The sequence below is a fragment of the Microcystis sp. M061S2 genome (assembly GCF_020245605.1).
Classification (GTDB): domain Bacteria; phylum Cyanobacteriota; class Cyanobacteriia; order Cyanobacteriales; family Microcystaceae; genus Microcystis.
Genome location: NZ_JADBUP010000042.1, coordinates 38,563 through 54,028 on the forward strand (window position 1 = coordinate 38,563; position 15,466 = coordinate 54,028).

General features: G+C 43.6%; 15 protein-coding genes. 7 read left to right on the forward strand and 8 right to left on the reverse strand.

Annotated features, from left to right (window positions below; genetic code table 11):
- Window positions 1-357: 357 nt before the first annotated feature.
- The 7 genes from IM475_RS07720 to IM475_RS07750 form a co-directional block, all read right to left on the reverse strand.
- The gene (locus tag IM475_RS07720) at window positions 358-489 is read right to left on the reverse strand and encodes a hypothetical protein (protein WP_287658917.1); all 132 of its coding nucleotides are present in this window, start codon (window positions 487-489) and stop codon (window positions 358-360) included.
- Window positions 490-588: 99 nt separating this feature from the next.
- Entirely contained in the window at window positions 589-990 is a 402-nt protein-coding gene (locus IM475_RS07725; protein ID WP_002803359.1) for a phosphomannose isomerase type II C-terminal cupin domain, read from the reverse strand.
- Between the two features lie 147 nt (window positions 991-1,137).
- A complete protein-coding gene (gatC, locus tag IM475_RS07730; protein WP_287727196.1) occupies window positions 1,138-1,434 on the reverse strand; it encodes an Asp-tRNA(Asn)/Glu-tRNA(Gln) amidotransferase subunit GatC in 297 nt (98 codons plus the stop codon).
- Between the two features lie 126 nt (window positions 1,435-1,560).
- Window positions 1,561-2,082 carry a photosystem I assembly protein Ycf3 gene (locus IM475_RS07735; RefSeq protein ID WP_287727197.1) on the reverse strand — a complete coding sequence of 174 codons (522 nt, stop codon included), beginning with the start codon at window positions 2,080-2,082 and terminating at the stop codon, window positions 1,561-1,563.
- A 421-nt stretch (window positions 2,083-2,503) separates the two neighbouring features.
- Window positions 2,504-3,169 carry a PEP-CTERM sorting domain-containing protein gene (locus tag IM475_RS07740; protein ID WP_287727198.1) on the reverse strand — a complete coding sequence of 222 codons (666 nt, stop codon included), beginning with the start codon at window positions 3,167-3,169 and terminating at the stop codon, window positions 2,504-2,506.
- 347 nt (window positions 3,170-3,516) lie between these two features.
- The gene (locus IM475_RS07745) at window positions 3,517-4,689 is read right to left on the reverse strand and encodes a hypothetical protein (RefSeq protein ID WP_287727199.1); all 1,173 of its coding nucleotides are present in this window, start codon (window positions 4,687-4,689) and stop codon (window positions 3,517-3,519) included.
- A 259-nt stretch (window positions 4,690-4,948) separates the two neighbouring features.
- A complete protein-coding gene (locus tag IM475_RS07750) occupies window positions 4,949-5,890 on the reverse strand; it encodes a glycosyltransferase family 2 protein (RefSeq protein WP_287727200.1) in 942 nt (313 codons plus the stop codon).
- Between the two features lie 828 nt (window positions 5,891-6,718).
- On the opposite strand from IM475_RS07750, the gene glmM reads away from it, so the two are divergent.
- The 7 genes from glmM (at window position 6,719) to IM475_RS07785 (ending at window position 14,010) form a co-directional block, all read left to right on the forward strand.
- The gene (gene glmM / locus IM475_RS07755; protein WP_287727201.1) at window positions 6,719-8,158 is read left to right on the forward strand and encodes a phosphoglucosamine mutase; all 1,440 of its coding nucleotides are present in this window, start codon (window positions 6,719-6,721) and stop codon (window positions 8,156-8,158) included.
- A gap of 57 nt (window positions 8,159-8,215) precedes the next feature.
- Window positions 8,216-9,943: a hormogonium polysaccharide biosynthesis protein HpsL gene (gene hpsL, locus IM475_RS07760; RefSeq protein ID WP_287727202.1), complete on the forward strand. Its 1,728-nt coding sequence runs from the start codon at window positions 8,216-8,218 to the stop codon at window positions 9,941-9,943.
- Window positions 9,944-10,207: 264 nt separating this feature from the next.
- A complete protein-coding gene (gene hpsN / locus IM475_RS07765; protein WP_287727203.1) occupies window positions 10,208-11,203 on the forward strand; it encodes a hormogonium polysaccharide biosynthesis glycosyltransferase HpsN in 996 nt (331 codons plus the stop codon).
- Complete coding sequence (gene hpsO / locus IM475_RS07770) at window positions 11,200-12,369, forward strand: hormogonium polysaccharide biosynthesis glycosyltransferase HpsO (protein WP_287658909.1); 1,170 nt, start codon at window positions 11,200-11,202, stop codon at window positions 12,367-12,369. The genes hpsN and hpsO overlap by 4 nt, the downstream gene beginning before the upstream one ends.
- A 161-nt stretch (window positions 12,370-12,530) precedes the next feature.
- A complete protein-coding gene (locus tag IM475_RS07775) occupies window positions 12,531-13,115 on the forward strand; it encodes a sigma-70 family RNA polymerase sigma factor (RefSeq protein ID WP_149985612.1) in 585 nt (194 codons plus the stop codon).
- Entirely contained in the window at window positions 13,115-13,489 is a 375-nt protein-coding gene (locus IM475_RS07780) for a hypothetical protein (RefSeq protein WP_287658908.1), read from the forward strand. Before IM475_RS07775 ends, IM475_RS07780 begins: the two co-directional genes overlap by 1 nt.
- Before the next feature lie 20 nt (window positions 13,490-13,509).
- The gene (locus IM475_RS07785) at window positions 13,510-14,010 is read left to right on the forward strand and encodes a Spy/CpxP family protein refolding chaperone (RefSeq protein ID WP_287658907.1); all 501 of its coding nucleotides are present in this window, start codon (window positions 13,510-13,512) and stop codon (window positions 14,008-14,010) included.
- A gap of 101 nt (window positions 14,011-14,111) precedes the next feature.
- On the opposite strand, the gene IM475_RS07790 is transcribed toward IM475_RS07785, so the two are convergent.
- Window positions 14,112-15,263: an NAD-dependent epimerase/dehydratase family protein gene (locus tag IM475_RS07790; protein ID WP_149976636.1), complete on the reverse strand. Its 1,152-nt coding sequence runs from the start codon at window positions 15,261-15,263 to the stop codon at window positions 14,112-14,114.
- Between the last annotated feature and the right edge of the window lie 203 nt (window positions 15,264-15,466).

Sequence of the window (15,466 nt, forward strand, 5' to 3'; positions counted from 1 at the left end):
CTTAATTATACCCATGATTACTCTATTTATTAAAGGAAATACTATCTATCGTTAATAGATTTTATTCTATAAATATTAACCAATGCACATATAGTTGATTTTTGGCAAATTCTCGGGATTTTTTACCGCATTTATCAACAAGATCAAGCCGTTTCCTCACTCCATCCTACATAAATAATCATTGCCCCTTGTCTCTTGCCCGACTCCTGATTGGCTTTTCTTTGTCACAGAATTGACATCTGGCCGTTATAGTCCTGACAAATGAGAGTTATATGCTGAAGTTAATCCAGCAAAGGAATAAATCATTTCCCCTAGCCGAGCTTTCCTCAAGCTTCCCACACAAGGTCTAGGGGAAGTTTATTTTTCTGTAGATTTTACCCGTTCTTTGCTCACCACAGGATCAATATAAATCCCCGTCCCCGTGCCTTTACCTCCCATGAGGAAAACCGCTACCCGGCCGGAAAAGAAAATTTTTCTAGAACTTGACAAGCCTTGCCAACACAGGGAAGACAGTCAGGCAGACTGACCTAAACAGGTTTTTGGGGCGAAAATATAGTTTCTTGCCCTTCTGTCCCCCTCAACACGGTCTTAGCTCTGATGGCGAGCATAATCATCCTGAAAACGGACTATATCATCCTCTCCTAAATATTCCCCATTCTGCACTTCAATTAATACCAATTTGATCACCCCGGGGTTTTCCAGACGGTGAGCGGTACACTGTGGCACATAAGTGGACTGATTGGCTCCGAGAATTTCTTCGTTATCTCCACAGGTGACTTTTGCCGTCCCCGAAACGACAATCCAGTGTTCACTGCGATGGTAGTGCATCTGTAAACTGAGACGATGACCCGGATTCACTTCAATCCGCTTGATTTTATAACCGGGACCTTCTTCTAGGGTGGTGAAAGAACCCCAAGGCCTAAATTCTGTTGCTGCCGATTCTACGGTCGAAATAAGCTGAAATGGTGCCACATCTTGGGATGCGATCATTATATTATGTCTCCATTGCTAGGTCTGATCTTAGTCCAAGATAGCAGCAAAAACCCTAGATGGCATCTAAATCAGTGATCAGTAAACAGTAAACAGTGATCAGTAATCAGTTAACTGAAAACTCAAATCTGATCACTGATCACTGATTTAGTCTTCGTCGGTGTTGAGAATACGGGGAACCCGGAAATAATCTCCTTCTGGGGCCGGCGATTCTTGCACTAAGACCTCATGATCGGGATAAAGTCTATTACCATCGGTGCGAGTGATATTTTGAATTTCGATCGCTCGCGTGGTGGGTGGCACATTTTCCGTGTCTAATTCGCTTAACTGCTCGAAATAATCTAGTATCCCGCTTAATTGCAGCGCAAATTGTTCTTCTTCGCCGCTATTAATCTCTAAACGGGCTAAATGGGCGATTTTTTCAACTGTTGCTCGATCGATCATGGGAGAAAGGGGGAATGATGAATGATGAATTGGGGAGTGGGGGAGTGGAAATTATGAATTATAAATTATGAATTATGAATTGGGGAGAATAAATAAAAATAATCTCCTGACTCCTGACTCCTCAATTTAGAAGAAAACATCAATTTCCGATCGCCCGGTGATTTTCAGCCAGTTTTGGGCTTCAATGTAGTTATTGGGGGCTAATCGGATGGCTTGTTTCCAGTATTCTGCCGCTTTGTCGTAGAGTGCTTCCGCTTCGGCCTGTTGTCCGTCTTCTCTGGCTTTTTCCCCTTGAAAATGGTAAATAACGGCGATATTATTCAAGGCGGAGGGCATTCTGGGATTAAGTTGGATAGCTTCTTCGTAGTATTCCAGAGCCTTTTCATGCTCGCCGTTACTAGCGTGGATAATACCGATATTGTAGAGGATATAACTGCGATCATTAGGATCCTCTTCTAATGTTAAAGCCTCATGGTAATTATCGAGGGCTTCGGCGTATTCGCCGTCAGCTTGGGCAGACATCCCATCGCGGTAATAAACAAAGGCTTCCTTGGCTTTTTTATCGGCGGGGAGCATCTTTAAAATGATATCCGCCATGACGGTAAAAGATTTATCAATAAAGTTATCGTTACGTTGAGTGCGTGGCATAGTTAGGACAAGTAGGCGATCAAGATGACTATTTACCTTTATAGCACTCGCCAGAAACCCTAGGGCTGTTTTTCTAATTTTTCTCGACCACGGGTTCCATTTAGAGGGTCTTGGCTGGGGGCGAACGTTATTTTCCAGCAAAAAAATTCCCCTAGCAAGGGGCAACTATGGGGCTTACTAGTCTTTATCCTTTGCGTCCCGATTGGGAAAATGTCAAATCTGCTAGGGACGAGCGACGTTTCCTTCCAGTGGTGAGACCTTAACGGTTTATTCTCCAGCCGAGAATTTCACTGCCACCCTTGTTGCTCCAACGACCATTGACGCAACTCTACCTAAGATTTAGATTTTTCCCTGTTGGTTGCTGTAAGTGAGTAGATTGCTTGCATGGTGTTATCCCATAACTCAACCTACCGTCCAAAAATTAAATTCTTTTTTTCAAACCAACACCCGCTAAACCCAAGGCTAACAGAGCAAGGGTGGAGGAAGGTTCGGGGATTGATCTGAATTGAATCTCATTAAAGCCGAGACGATTGTTCCCGCCTATGCCTCCCTGATTAGTCATGTTTCTAAATCTAACATTAGTCGCCAAGACTGGGGTAAAATTGAACTCTTGTTCGAGTATAGTAGCCGTGGTTGTACCTATCCCAAAGGTAGTAGGTGCGCCACTCAGCGCAGTCCAAGCTCCTCCGCCTAATTTATATTCAATCGTCACGTTCTTAATTCCCACTTGGGCTAACGCAGTACTACTGTTAGTGTTCCAGAAACTAAACCCAGCGAGATTATAGATACGATTGAAAGCAAACTCGATAACAACGTTTCCCACACTGTTAGGGGAGTTCAGCAGCGGTGTCCGCCAAGAATTAGTAATAGATGTCGCTGTGTGAGTTCCCGTCAGACTTGGCTTGTCACCTGGCAGCCCAGCTCCGTTGGTAGTAGCGGCTAGACTCCCAACTGCAGTCCCAGTAAAACCTGACGCTGAGGGAGTGACATTACGAATCAGACCTGAAGCTTGGGCGTTCTGTGGCACACCCAACATTAAGCCGAAAGTGGCAGTGGATAAAACAAGAGGTGTAACAGCGAGTTTCACAGGGAAATCTCCTTAAAATAAGATTTAGCTAAAGTCAAGTGGGCGCAGGGCATCCTGACATATGCTATTTGTTTTTTTCACCCGTGTCTGTTACTTTTGATACAGTTTTTTGATTTTTTTATGGTAGGGGAATAGGTGGACACGGGGACATCGCCGATATAAGTAGTCGTGCAAAATAAATTTCCTAGTGAAGATAGGCACTCATGCAAGAGGCAAGGGGCAAGAGGTGGTTGGATATGTGTAATTAATTTTGCTTAGGTACTTATGCCGATATACTAAGAAAGTCAGAAGCCAGAAATCGGGTGGGGAAGAAATTCTGTCTTCTGCCTTGATAGCGGGCAATCTGCCTACTGATGAGATTCTGGCGTCGTGGTTTTGCTATTGTCCCAATCCGAGAATAAATCATCGTTAAATAGATCATCAAGGGGAAATTCTTCGTCAGAAGGCAGGGATTCTGGATCGTTCACTTCTTCATCATCCCACATACTGAATAAATCCAGTTCTTCTTGGTCACTCGCAACAGAAGCAACATTTTGGCGGTTAGATGCAACTTTAGAGGTTTCTTCAGCAAAAGGCTCGAATAATTCGGGGCTATTGCTGTCATTAATATCGGCAAATAAGTCATCTAGAGAATTTGGGGCATCGGCGAATTTTTCCGAGTCGGTGGCTAATAAATCAGAGAAACCCGTGTCACTGCCAACGGTTTCTTGACTGTATATCCGCTCGTAATTACCCGATAATTCTTCTAGGCTACCGATCATTCTAGTTTCTTCCTCTTCGCCAAACATCTCCATCTCAGGAGTGAATTCCGCTGCTAACTCTAGATTTTCTTCCGTGATAAAACCATCAAAGGGATTCATTTCCCCAGTGAATTCTGAGGGGGAAACGGGCGTTTCTAGGGGTGTTTCGGGGGCAAATTCTGGCTCCAATCCTAGGTTTTCTTCGGTGATAAAACCATCAAAAGGATTGATTTTTTCCCCAGGTTGGATTGTTTGGGTGGCGTTTTGTAGTTCTAAGAGTTGGCTTTGATAACCCTGTTCTAGTTGTTGAATTTGCGACTGATAGCCGTTTTCTAATTCTAGAATCTGCGCCTGTTGACTTTGACGCAGGGCTTCTATTTCTGCTTGCTTCCCGTCTATAATCTCTCGAATTTGACTTTGATAGCTTTGGCGCAATTCCTCGATTTTAGTTTCGTATTCCTGTTCAAGTTCCTCAATTTCGGTTTTATCGGCAACTTCCATGGCTTGAACTGGATTTGCGCCGGCTGCCTCTTGTAAACGTCTTTGGCTGTCTTCTAACTCTTTTTGCAATTTAGCCACTTCTTCTTTATAGGTGGCTTCGATATTGCCAAACTGTCCTTGGGTGTCTTTTAACTCCGCTTCGGTTTGATCTAAAGCCGCCTCAGTCTCCTTATATTTTTGTCGTGCTTCCCTGATTTCTCCCTGTTGGAGGGCATATAAAGCCCCACCCCCGATCGCACCTCCACCGACAAAACCGATTAAAATATCGAAGATATTCATTATGGGATTCCTCCTCTAGGAAAATTTACTTTATAATATGCCCAATCTCAGAGGATAATTCACAAGGGGCAAATGTGGTCAGTGTTTTCCGCCGCTCTTTATGCTGATTGCTTTTGATTGTGGCAGCAATTATCAAAAAAAGAAAGAAAATATTAAGTTTTTTCTCGGCAAATATGGTGAGGTACAAAGTCTCTGGTTTTAGGGAGTTGGTTGTCGAGGCTCGATCCTGTCACACCGCATCGGTGTTTGGCAAGACATTTCACTGAGGCTGCATTTCCCGATAAGCTTGATAAACGCCGCGCACGTTGTACCAATTGAGAAAAATGCGGGCAATTTCTAGGGCTAATTGGGGTTTACCTCGATCGATCAACCATTGTAACAGCGGGGAGAGGCTGCGTTCATTCAGGGTTCCCCCCAGGGAAAGTAAACCCCACAACAGTCGATGAATCCAAGTCATTTGAATCATCATCCGCACTTCCCAGGTGGGATGTTTTTGATAAAAAAGCACTCCCATTCGTCCCCGTTGAATTTCCTTATCGATGAGATTGGGAATTTGAGCGAGATTAAAGGGGGGATGCCAATGATAACCGACGGCTTCAGGACATTTAATTAATTTTAGTCCTAATTGCTTCAATCTCACCCCTAATTCCAAGTCTTCCCAACCGTAGAGTTGAAACCTGGTGTCGAATAATCCCGCTGCTAATAACCATTTTTTGGCGATCGCTACGTTGCCTGTGGCAAAATAGGCAGCGGAGAAATCGGTGATTTTATAGGGTTCACTGGTGGGATGATCGAAGTTACAGGTATTAATGACAGTGCCGTAGGTAAATAAGCGATCGCTGCCGAGACTGGCTGCCCCGGCGGTTAAAGCCTCGGCATGGGCTTGCAGAAAATTTTCTGTCACTACCAGATCGCTATCGATAAAGATAATTGTATCACCACGAGCTTTTTCTACCCCCAGATTCCTAGCGATCGCCGGTCCGCCGTGATCCTGTTGCCACAGTTGCAGATGGGGTAAATTAGCTTTTTGACTTTCTAGCCAAGCGATCGTCCCATCGGTAGAGCCATCATCGACAACGACTATTTCGTAGTTTTCCACCTTATTATCGGTTAAACGCTGATTTTCTAGGGCGAGTAAACATTTTTTTAAGATTGCTTGGCGATTGTAGGTGGGGATGACAACACTGATCAGCACGGGCATTCGGGGTTCAAGATTACCGTTTTAGCTTACCAAATGATTAGACCTCTGGCAAAAATTAACAATCTTCATTCAGGATTCAGGAGATAGGGTGATGGGGTTTTGGGGTGATAGGGTGATAAGACAACTTCCCCATCTCCCCCCGCAACGCGCACGAAAATGATTTTAATTGCCTCATGTTTTTTTCAGTAAAAACGATAAATATACATTCCAGCCATCGAACAATTTGGTTAGTACACAGGACAAAAGCAAGCTGTGACTAGGTTGTAATTTTTGGAGATGTCTATTAGACATCGACTTAATATTATCTCAAGACCAAAAGTTTCTCTAGTTAAGGAATCTAACCGAATAAAAATGATTTTAATTGCCTCATGTTTTTTTCAGTAAAAACGATAAATATACATTCCAGCCATCGAACAATTTGGTTAGTACATAGGACAAAAGCAAGCTGTGACTAGGTTGTAATTTTTGGAGATGTCTATTAGACATCGACTTAATATTATCTCAAGACTAAAAGTTTCTCTAGTTAAGGAATCTAACCGAATAAAAATGATTTTAATTGCCTCATATTTTTTTCAGTAAAAACGATAAATATACATTCCAGCCATCGAACAATTTAGTTAGTACACAGGACAAAAGCAAGCTGTGACTAGGTTGTAATTTTTGGAGATGTCTATTCATAATTCATAATTCATAATTCATAATTCCCACACCCTACACCAGATGTAAGGAACCCTGGGAGGAGGATTAGGGTCAACTGGGAACATTGATTTTAAAAAATCGGTGATCATGTTATCCTCTGATTGTGTCGTGTGAGGAAAGGAATCGGCCATGGTAGCTTCTCTATCTTATCAAAATGGGCAAAAAGCTCGATCGCATCCCCTGTTATCCCTAGGGGGTTTGATCGAATTACCGTCATCACCCCTGTTTGGCACGGACGGAATTCGTGGCCAAGTGGGAGAATTATTAACTGCCCCCCTAGCGCTACAAATCGGATTTTGGGCGGGACAGGTATTAAAAAATCAAGCTGGTGTCACCAAACCAGTAATTATCGGTCAAGATTCGCGTAATTCCAGTGATATGTTAGCCAATGCTATCACTGCGGGTTTAACTTGGGCGGGAATAGAAGTCTGGCAACTGGGATTATGTCCCACTCCCTGCGTCGCCTATTTAACCAGAGAAAGCGAAGCGATGGGGGGGATCATGATTTCTGCTAGTCATAATCCTCCTGAAGATAACGGCATTAAATTTTTTGACAGCAGCGGTTTAAAATTATCTGGCACTTTAGCGGCACAGATAGAAGCGGGTTTAAGGGGCAATTTAGAACTAGCAGATAAACCAGAAAATTGGGGAAAAGCGACTTTTTGTCCCCAATTAATCCAAAAGTATTATCAAGCTGTGATTGATTCCGTCGGGACGGATATTAACCTATCGGGATTAAAAATAGTTTTAGATCTAGCTTGGGGGGCAGCCGTTAACCTAGCACCTTTAGTATTCCAAGCCTTGGGGGCGGAAGTTATCTGCTTACACGATCGAGCCGATGGCGATCGCATTAACGTTAATTGTGGTTCTACCCATTTAGAAAGCCTACAGGCGGCGGTGATTAATCAGCAAGCGGATTTAGGGTTTGCCTTCGATGGCGATGCCGATCGGGTCCTGGCCGTGGATAGTCAAGGTAGAGTAGTAGATGGCGATTATATCCTCTATTTTTGGGGTCGTTCCCTCTTAGAAGCCGGACAGCTACCCGATGGGTTATTAGTAGCCACGGTGATGGCTAATTTAGGTTTTGAACGCGCTTGGCAAAAACTGGGGGGTCAATTCTTGCGGACTGCCGTGGGCGATCAGCACGTTCAGGCGCAAATGTGGGCAACTGGAGCCATGCTAGGGGGTGAACAATCCGGTCATATCCTCTGCCATCATTACGGGGTTTCTGGGGATGGAATGCAAACCGCCCTACATTTAGCGGCTTTAGTGCAGAAATCGGCGGTTTCCTTGGCTAACTTAGTCGATCATAGCTTTGTCACCTATCCGCAGATTTTACGCAATGTGCGGGTGGAAGATAGAGAAGTGCGACGTAATTGGCAGCAATGTGAACCTTTGCGGCGAGAAATCCGCCAAGCTGAGACAGCTATGGCAGAAAAAGGCAGAATTTTGGTGCGAGCTTCCGGGACAGAACCCTTAATTCGGGTGATGGTGGAAGCAGAAACCCTAGAATTAGCCAATTTTTGGACAGAAAGGCTAGTGGAAGCGGTGCGAAGCTATCTTTTGTAGTCGATCGAGGGGGACAGGGATTATAATGCCCTTAGCCTAGCGTAGCAAGGGATAATTATGACCGGACTAAGTATCGATCGCCAGAAAAAAAAGCATAAACAGGGCCAAACAAAAGCTGATAGTCCCCCGCTTAACATCAAAGAGAAACTTGCCCTCAAAAAAGAAGAAAGGCAAAAGAAACAAAAGTTAACGGGGTTGATTATTTTTGCCATTTGTGTAGCAATTTTGCTCGGATTACCCCTCAGCTTATTATTTGATGCCAAGATAGGAGCGGCAGTAAGTTTAGCCTTAATTTTAGGAGTTTTCTCCTTTAGCTATCCTCGCACGGCTCTTTGGGCATTTATTATCTATGTCCCCTTCACTGGCACTATTATCTATTGGTTGGGAGGTAATCAAATCCTCCAGCTAAGTAAAGATATCTTTTATCTACCCGCTTTAATCGCCTTGGTTTTAGAATGTCGAAAAAAGCGATTACCGATTATTGTCCCGAAACAATTAGGTACAACCCTATTATTAATCTTTGTTTTCTGTGTAGTCTGTCTATTAGCCGTCAATTTACAGAGACAATTTCTGCCTACTTGCGATTCCGTGGCCGGGATGACTATGTTTAGGGATGGCCGTTTGCGCGGAGTTCCCTGTCGGGAAAGTGAGACTTTTCTGCAAGGACTATTGGGATTTAAAGTTTTGCTAGGTTATGTCCCCTTGATCTTCTGCACTTATTACTTAATTAAAGACAAACCCACCCTGTTATTTTTTGGTCGTCTTTTAGTAACTTTAGTGATTATTTGTTGTGTCCTGGGACTAATGCAATACTGGATGCTGAAAACCGGTCGTTGTGTAGGAACTAGAGGCTATGTGGCCGATGCACTATTCAAAGCCACCTTAGAGGCAAGGTGTTTGGTTGGCGGGGCATTGGCCTATAGTCCGGAAGTGAATATGATCCGTCTCCCAGGAACCTTTGTTTCCCCCTGGCACTGGGCCTGGTTTTTGGTCTCTAGTGCCGTAATTTGTTATGCCAGTGCCTTTAGTGAAATTTCCCAAAAATGGCGACTAGCAGCCCTAGTGGGTTTAACCCTAGTTTTTATCAATGCAGTGGTCTCCGGGCAAAGATTAGCTTTCTTTGCCGTACCGATGATTATTGGTCTGATGACGATTCTTACAGGACAAATCGCTAACTTAAAACGATTTTTGCCGATCATTTTTGCCGCCGCTTTACTTCTAGCTATCGGTTTTTCTTTCCTTAACCCCGATTTTGTCCAACAACGCTACGATAGTGCCATCAGCCGTTGGCGACAGGCTCCCCCCACCGCTTTTCTTCAAGATCAGTTAGATTTTGCTATCCGTAATCAGGGCGGTATTTTAGGTCGTGGACTTGGTGTGGCCACATCTTCTGCTAGGGTTTTCGGTGAAATTTCTTTTGTGGAAACCTATCACAGTAAAGTTTTATTCGAGTTGGGATACATTGGTTTTACCTTGTACATGATATTCATGACCCATCTAGTTTATCTGGCCTTCCGCACCTATCGTTCCCTCAAAGATCCGACTCTGCGAGGTTTTGCCGGTAGTTATTGGGTTTTGCTGCTCTTTGTTGCCTATCTTCCCTATTGGTATGCCCTCGATACGGATCCCATCGGCGTTTATTACTGGATATTTGCGGGCGTAATTTTTAAATTACCCGTGATTGAAAAACAGGAAAAAGAAGCCAAAATTCTGGCGGGGGAAACCGCCACAAAATCCTCCAAAAAGGGCTTAAATTTTAAACGCAAAGGTGTTTCTTTAGCTTGAAATATGCAATTGGGTGTTAGGGATTTGAGTTATCAGTTATAAGTTATCAGCTGTGAGTTTTCAGTTATCAGATTTGAGTTTTTAAGTGTGCAGTATTAAATAGAAGTTTTCTACTGTCTTTTTACTGATTACTGATTACGGCGTTGTCAAATTGAAAGATGATCCGAATCAGCTTGGAACTCAAATTACTTTGATAGCAAGGATTGCATTGCATCTTTCATATTCTGATCTGACAACGCCGATTACTGATCACTGATTACTGCTATGAATTTTCCCTCGATTTCTGTCATCATACCCACCTATCGACGCGAAGAGCCTCTTAAAGATACCCTCGATGACCTACTCAAACAAGATTATCCCGATTTTGAGGTATTAGTTATCGACCAGACCGCTACCCACAGCCCCGCCATACAATCCTATCTGGAAAATCTGGCTAATCAGCAAAAAATTAGCTGGTATCGGCTGGATTGGGCGAGTTTACCCGGTGCCAGAAATTATGGAGTCCGTCGCGCCCAGGGCGATATCGTTCTTTTTATCGATGATGATGTGCGGCTACCGGATAATTATCTCAAAGCACATGGTGAGAATTTTGTCAAGAACCCTGAGATAGGTGTAGTGGCCGGTCGGGTATTCGATCGCATGAAATTGGGTGACTCCCAAAAAATGGTGACAGATACCAGCAAACCCTACGAAATCGACTTTTTACCCCCCCAAGCGATGGATCCGGGCATTGCTTGGTATTACATCGATCTTGTCCACACCACTAAACCCCAGCAGGTAATCTCAGCCCGGGGCTGTAATATGTCTTTCCGGAAGGATATATTTACGAAATACGGCATTTGGTTCGATGAACGCTTTCGTGGCAGTGCCGTGCGCGAGGAATCGGATTTTTGCTTAAGGTTACGCCAGACTCCCTATCATGTCTGGTACGATCCCACCGCTTATCTGGTTCATTTAGGGGAAGAAACCGGTGGCTGTCATGATATTAGCACTCGTTCTCTGAGTTATCAGACGACTTTTTATCATAATCACTTTCTGATGGCCCTGAAAAATCTCACTCTCGCTCAACAATTGCGACTCTACGCTAAATTATTTGATTGTCACGTTCTTGGCAATCCTCCCTGTAATAAAGGTGGTTCCCCGATTAAAATCCTTTCTAGGGGAATTTTTTATAGTTTAGGTTTTCTGGATGCTCTGAAAACTCAAGTAAAGTCCCTCTGGAATGATGGTCAAATTTATACAAAACTAGATAATCTATGAGAATTTTAGTCGCTAGTCATACCTATATCGTTGATCTCAACTGTGAGAAACTGCGCGCCTTGACAAGATTAAATCCCAGTATTGAAGTTACTATTGTTGTTCCCCAACGTTGGCAACCGGGAGGAGTCCAAAATAAAATCATTGAAAGTCAACCGAAAATAGCCGACAATTTCCGAGTTATTCCTATCTCTAATTTTAGCCAGAATAACCAAGCTTTATTAACTTTTGGCACTGATATAATTTCTTTATTGCAAAAATTTAGACCCGATATTATTCAAGTGGAACAGGGTTCTAAATCTCTCGCTTATGGTCAATTGATTACTCTGAATCGTCTCTTAAATCTACGAGCTAAAAATGTATTTTTTACCTGGTGGAATCTTCCCTATACTCCTAAATTTCCCATCTCTTGGTTAGAAGCTTATAACCTGAAAAATACCGATGGTTTAATCGCCGGTAATCAGGACGGGGTAGATGTTTTAAAAGAACGGGGTTACAGGGGTAAATACACCGTTTTACCGCAATTAGGCGTGGATGAAGTTCTTTTTTCCCCCAGCAAGCACCCCGATTTAGCCCGATCTTTAGGTATTGAAAACGATGAATTCGTGATTGGTTTTATCGGTCGTTTTGTGGAAGAGAAAGGCATTCTAACGCTGATTAAAGCTGTAGCTAAATTAACAGGTAACTGGAAATTATTACTGTTAGGTCGGGGCATCCTGAAAGATAAAATAATCAGCGAAGCTACAGCCGCAGGAATAAGCGATCGCTTGATGATAGTGGAAAGTGTTCCCCACGATCAAGTAGTTAATTATATTAACCTGATGAACACTTTAGTTTTGCCGTCAGAAACCACCTATCAGGTCAAAACCTTAACGGCCGTCGGTTGGAAAGAACAATTCGGTCATGTCTTAATTGAAGCCATGGCCTGTCGGGTTCCTGTTATTGGTTCTGATTCCGGAGAAATTCCCTTTGTTATTGCTGATACGGGTTTAATTTTTCCCGAAAAAGATGGGGAGGCACTGGCTAAATCGATACAAACTCTCTTAGATAATCCCAGCTTCGCTCAAGAATTAGGCCAGAGGGGTTATCAGAGAGTAATGACCAATTATACTAATAAAGCCCTCGCTCAAAAACAATTGGATTTCTATCAACAATTACTCCCTCGGTGATGGAAGTGCGGTGTGGGGTGTGGGGAGATGGGGAGCAGGAAGAAAAAAGCTGATAACTGATCACTGATAACTGATAACTGATAACTGATAACTGATAACTGGTTATGAACCATTCTTGGCATCCCCTAGTCTAAACAGACAAGTAGCTAGGGGTGAGGGGAATGATCGAGGTGATAACCGATAAGCAAACAAGTGTGAGCGATCGAGAGTTAATCTTAAAGTGTCAAAGGGGTGATCGGGGTGCTTTTCGTCACCTTTACCGTCTTTATCAACCAAAAATCCGCTCTACTCTCTATCAACTCTGTGGAAGGGAATTCCTAGAGGATTTTGTCCAAGAGGTATTTTTAAGACTGTGGCGCGGGTTGCCGAAATTGCGTTCACCTGAATACTTTTCCACTTGGGTTTATCGGATCACCTGGAATGTAGCGATCGATGGTCGGCGACAATTAGCCAAAAGACAAATGAGGATGGCCAAAAGCACTGATGAGGAAAACTCCCTTGATAGCGAATCCCGTCCCCAAGATAGTCCCGATTTGATGCAATTGCATTATGAGGAGGTGGTCCGACAAGGGTTAGAAATTCTCAGTTTAGAACATCGCGCTGTCCTTGTCCTTCACGATCTAGAGGACTTACCCCAAAAGGAAATCGCCCAAATCTTAGAAATTCCCCTCGGTACGGTGAAATCACGTCTTCATTATGCGCGTAAAACCATGGGTCAATTTTTGCAAAAACAAGGAGTTCTCTAATGTCCCCAGAAGATGACAAAGTCGTTAATTTTCTGCGTCGCTATCGTCCATCGCTGCCACCTCGACCGATAGATCAAGAAGAACAGTTAATGCAAATGATTAGGGGAGAAAGGCCGGTAACTTCCCCAAAATTGCTGCCTTTATTGGGGTGGATAACTGGTATTACTGCCTTATCGGTGCTGATTGTTGCTTCCTATCGTTGGTCCGATCCTCATCCACAACTGGGCCAAATTTCCGACGAGGAGTTAGAAGCTTTTTTAGTGGAGAGTTGGAACCATAGCATCGCTCCACCGATGGCTGCTCCTAGCGTTTATAGTTCGCCTTGGATGAGCTTAAACGAGCCTCAACTCACCTATTCTACCTATAATCCTTAATTTCTTTGTCGAGGTCAATTATGTCCCTTTCTACTCTCTCGATTCTCGGCACAACCATGGTTTTAACTCTGGCCGCTAACTTGGCCCCAAGTGCCACTGTGCTATCCTATCCCCAAGATGGTCTATTTATTGCTCAAACTAGCTCTCCCCAGCGTCCTGAAAATCGTCCCCGTGGGATGAATAATTCTAGAGAAGGACTAATTGAACAATTAAACCTTACCGATGAGCAAAAGTCAAAAGTTGCCGCTATTCGTCAGAAATATCAGGAAAAAACCAAACAGTTGCGAGAAACCCTGAGAAGCAACGAACAAGAATTAAATAGTTTATTATCGAATAATGCCTCCGATCGAGATATCCGTTCTAAACATCAGCAAATCTCTCGGAATCGCCAAGAAATCAGTAACCTGCAATTTGAGAGTTTTTTGGAAATTCGTCAAGTGTTAACTCCCGCTCAAAGAACGGAATTTTCCCAGTTAATGCAAGAACGTCGCGCTAATTCCCGCAATCGTGGACGACAATAATTCCCATCAGTGCGGATTAAGATCGAGTTTGATGGCGATACATTAGAAAAACGCAAAGGATGGGCAAGTAACCCATCCTCAACTTATCATTTACTAATAAATTATCGTTTCCAAGTGACTTTTGGTAGGATATGATTCATATCTACCCGATTTTTATACTTGGTGGCGAAGTTCAAGAGGGAATCGAGGAGAGAATCGGAGAGATAGTGAGGTTGTAGGCCTAGATCGAGTAATTTTGTGTTTTTAGCGTTAAAATAATGTTCCTCTAACTCGATGCGCGGGTTGTCAAGATGGTTAATCTCCACATTTAACCCCAATGCGGAACCAGCTTTTTTAACCATCAGTGCCAAGTCACCGACGCTGAATAGTTCTGTAAATTGGTTAAAAACGCGGAATTCCCCCGATTGAGCGGGATTGGCGATCGCTAATTCCAAACAACGCACGGTATCGCGGATATCTAAAAATCCTCGCGTTTGTCCACCTTTACCGTACACTGTCAGGGGATGACCGATCGCCGCTTGAATACAAAAACGGTTTAAAGCAGTACCAAAAACCCCATCGTAATCAAGACGGTTAATTAACATCTCATCCATTCCCGTTTCTTCGGTGAGGACTCCATAAACCACCCCTTGATTGAGATCTGTGGCTTTTAAACCCCACATCCGACAGGCAAAATGGATATTATGGCTATCGTGGACTTTGCTGAGATGGTACATACTACCGGGCTGTTTGGGATAGGGTAAAGTATCCTTACGACCGTTATGTTCGATCGTGATGTAGCCTTCTTCAATATCTATATTCGGTGTGCCATACTCACCCATCGTTCCCAGTTTCACTAGGTGCGCTTCGGGAAATTCCTCTTTCATCGCGTAGAGGATGTTTAAATTGCCAACAACGTTATTAACTTGGGTTAAAACCGCGTGTTCGCGATCGATCATGGAGAAGGGTGCAGATCTCTGTTCTCCGAAGTGAACAATGGTGTCTGGTTGAAACTGTCGCAGGGATTGAATCAGAAAGTCGTAGTTATTAATATCCCCGACAAAAAGATCGATCGATTTTCCCGTCAGATCTTGCCAGCGTTGAATCCGATGAGATATGGGTGCGATCGGTGTTAAGGTATCGCAGCCTAATTGTAAGTCCCAATAGCGACGAACTAAACTATCAAGTATGCCTACTTCGTAACCTCTATTTGATAGATGGAGTGCCGTTGCCCAACCACAATAGCCGTCTCCGCCAATAACCAAAACTCTCATACAATATCTGTAAAGTTTATATACTCGTCTTTGGTAACTCTAGCAGTTTTGTGTCACGCTTTACCAGTTTAATCCCCGTGAATATAGCGGGGGTGTAGGGTGTGGGGTGTGGGGTGTGGGGGGATGGGGTGTGGGGTGTGGGGTGATGGGGTGATGGGGAAATGGGGTGATGGGGAAATGGGGAGAATCAATAAAGGTAGTCT

Excerpts from the sequence above, each read along its gene's own strand:
- IM475_RS07725 (WP_002803359.1), bottom strand. The coding sequence starts at position 990 with ATGATCGCATCCCAAGATGTGGCACCATTTCAGCTTATTTCGACCGTA.
- gatC (WP_287727196.1), bottom strand. The coding sequence starts at position 1,434 with ATGATCGATCGAGCAACAGTTGAAAAAATCGCCCATTTAGCCCGTTTA.
- IM475_RS07735 (WP_287727197.1), bottom strand. The coding sequence starts at position 2,082 with ATGCCACGCACTCAACGTAACGATAACTTTATTGATAAATCTTTTACC.
- IM475_RS07745 (WP_287727199.1), bottom strand. The coding sequence starts at position 4,689 with ATGAATATCTTCGATATTTTAATCGGTTTTGTCGGTGGAGGTGCGATC.
- IM475_RS07750 (WP_287727200.1), bottom strand. The coding sequence starts at position 5,890 with ATGCCCGTGCTGATCAGTGTTGTCATCCCCACCTACAATCGCCAAGCA.
- glmM (WP_287727201.1), top strand. The coding sequence starts at position 6,719 with ATGGTAGCTTCTCTATCTTATCAAAATGGGCAAAAAGCTCGATCGCAT.
- hpsL (WP_287727202.1), top strand. The coding sequence starts at position 8,216 with ATGACCGGACTAAGTATCGATCGCCAGAAAAAAAAGCATAAACAGGGC.
- hpsN (WP_287727203.1), top strand. The coding sequence starts at position 10,208 with ATGAATTTTCCCTCGATTTCTGTCATCATACCCACCTATCGACGCGAA.
- hpsO (WP_287658909.1), top strand. The coding sequence starts at position 11,200 with ATGAGAATTTTAGTCGCTAGTCATACCTATATCGTTGATCTCAACTGT.
- IM475_RS07775 (WP_149985612.1), top strand. The coding sequence starts at position 12,531 with ATGATCGAGGTGATAACCGATAAGCAAACAAGTGTGAGCGATCGAGAG.
- IM475_RS07780 (WP_287658908.1), top strand. The coding sequence starts at position 13,115 with ATGTCCCCAGAAGATGACAAAGTCGTTAATTTTCTGCGTCGCTATCGT.
- IM475_RS07785 (WP_287658907.1), top strand. The coding sequence starts at position 13,510 with ATGTCCCTTTCTACTCTCTCGATTCTCGGCACAACCATGGTTTTAACT.
- IM475_RS07790 (WP_149976636.1), bottom strand. The coding sequence starts at position 15,263 with ATGAGAGTTTTGGTTATTGGCGGAGACGGCTATTGTGGTTGGGCAACG.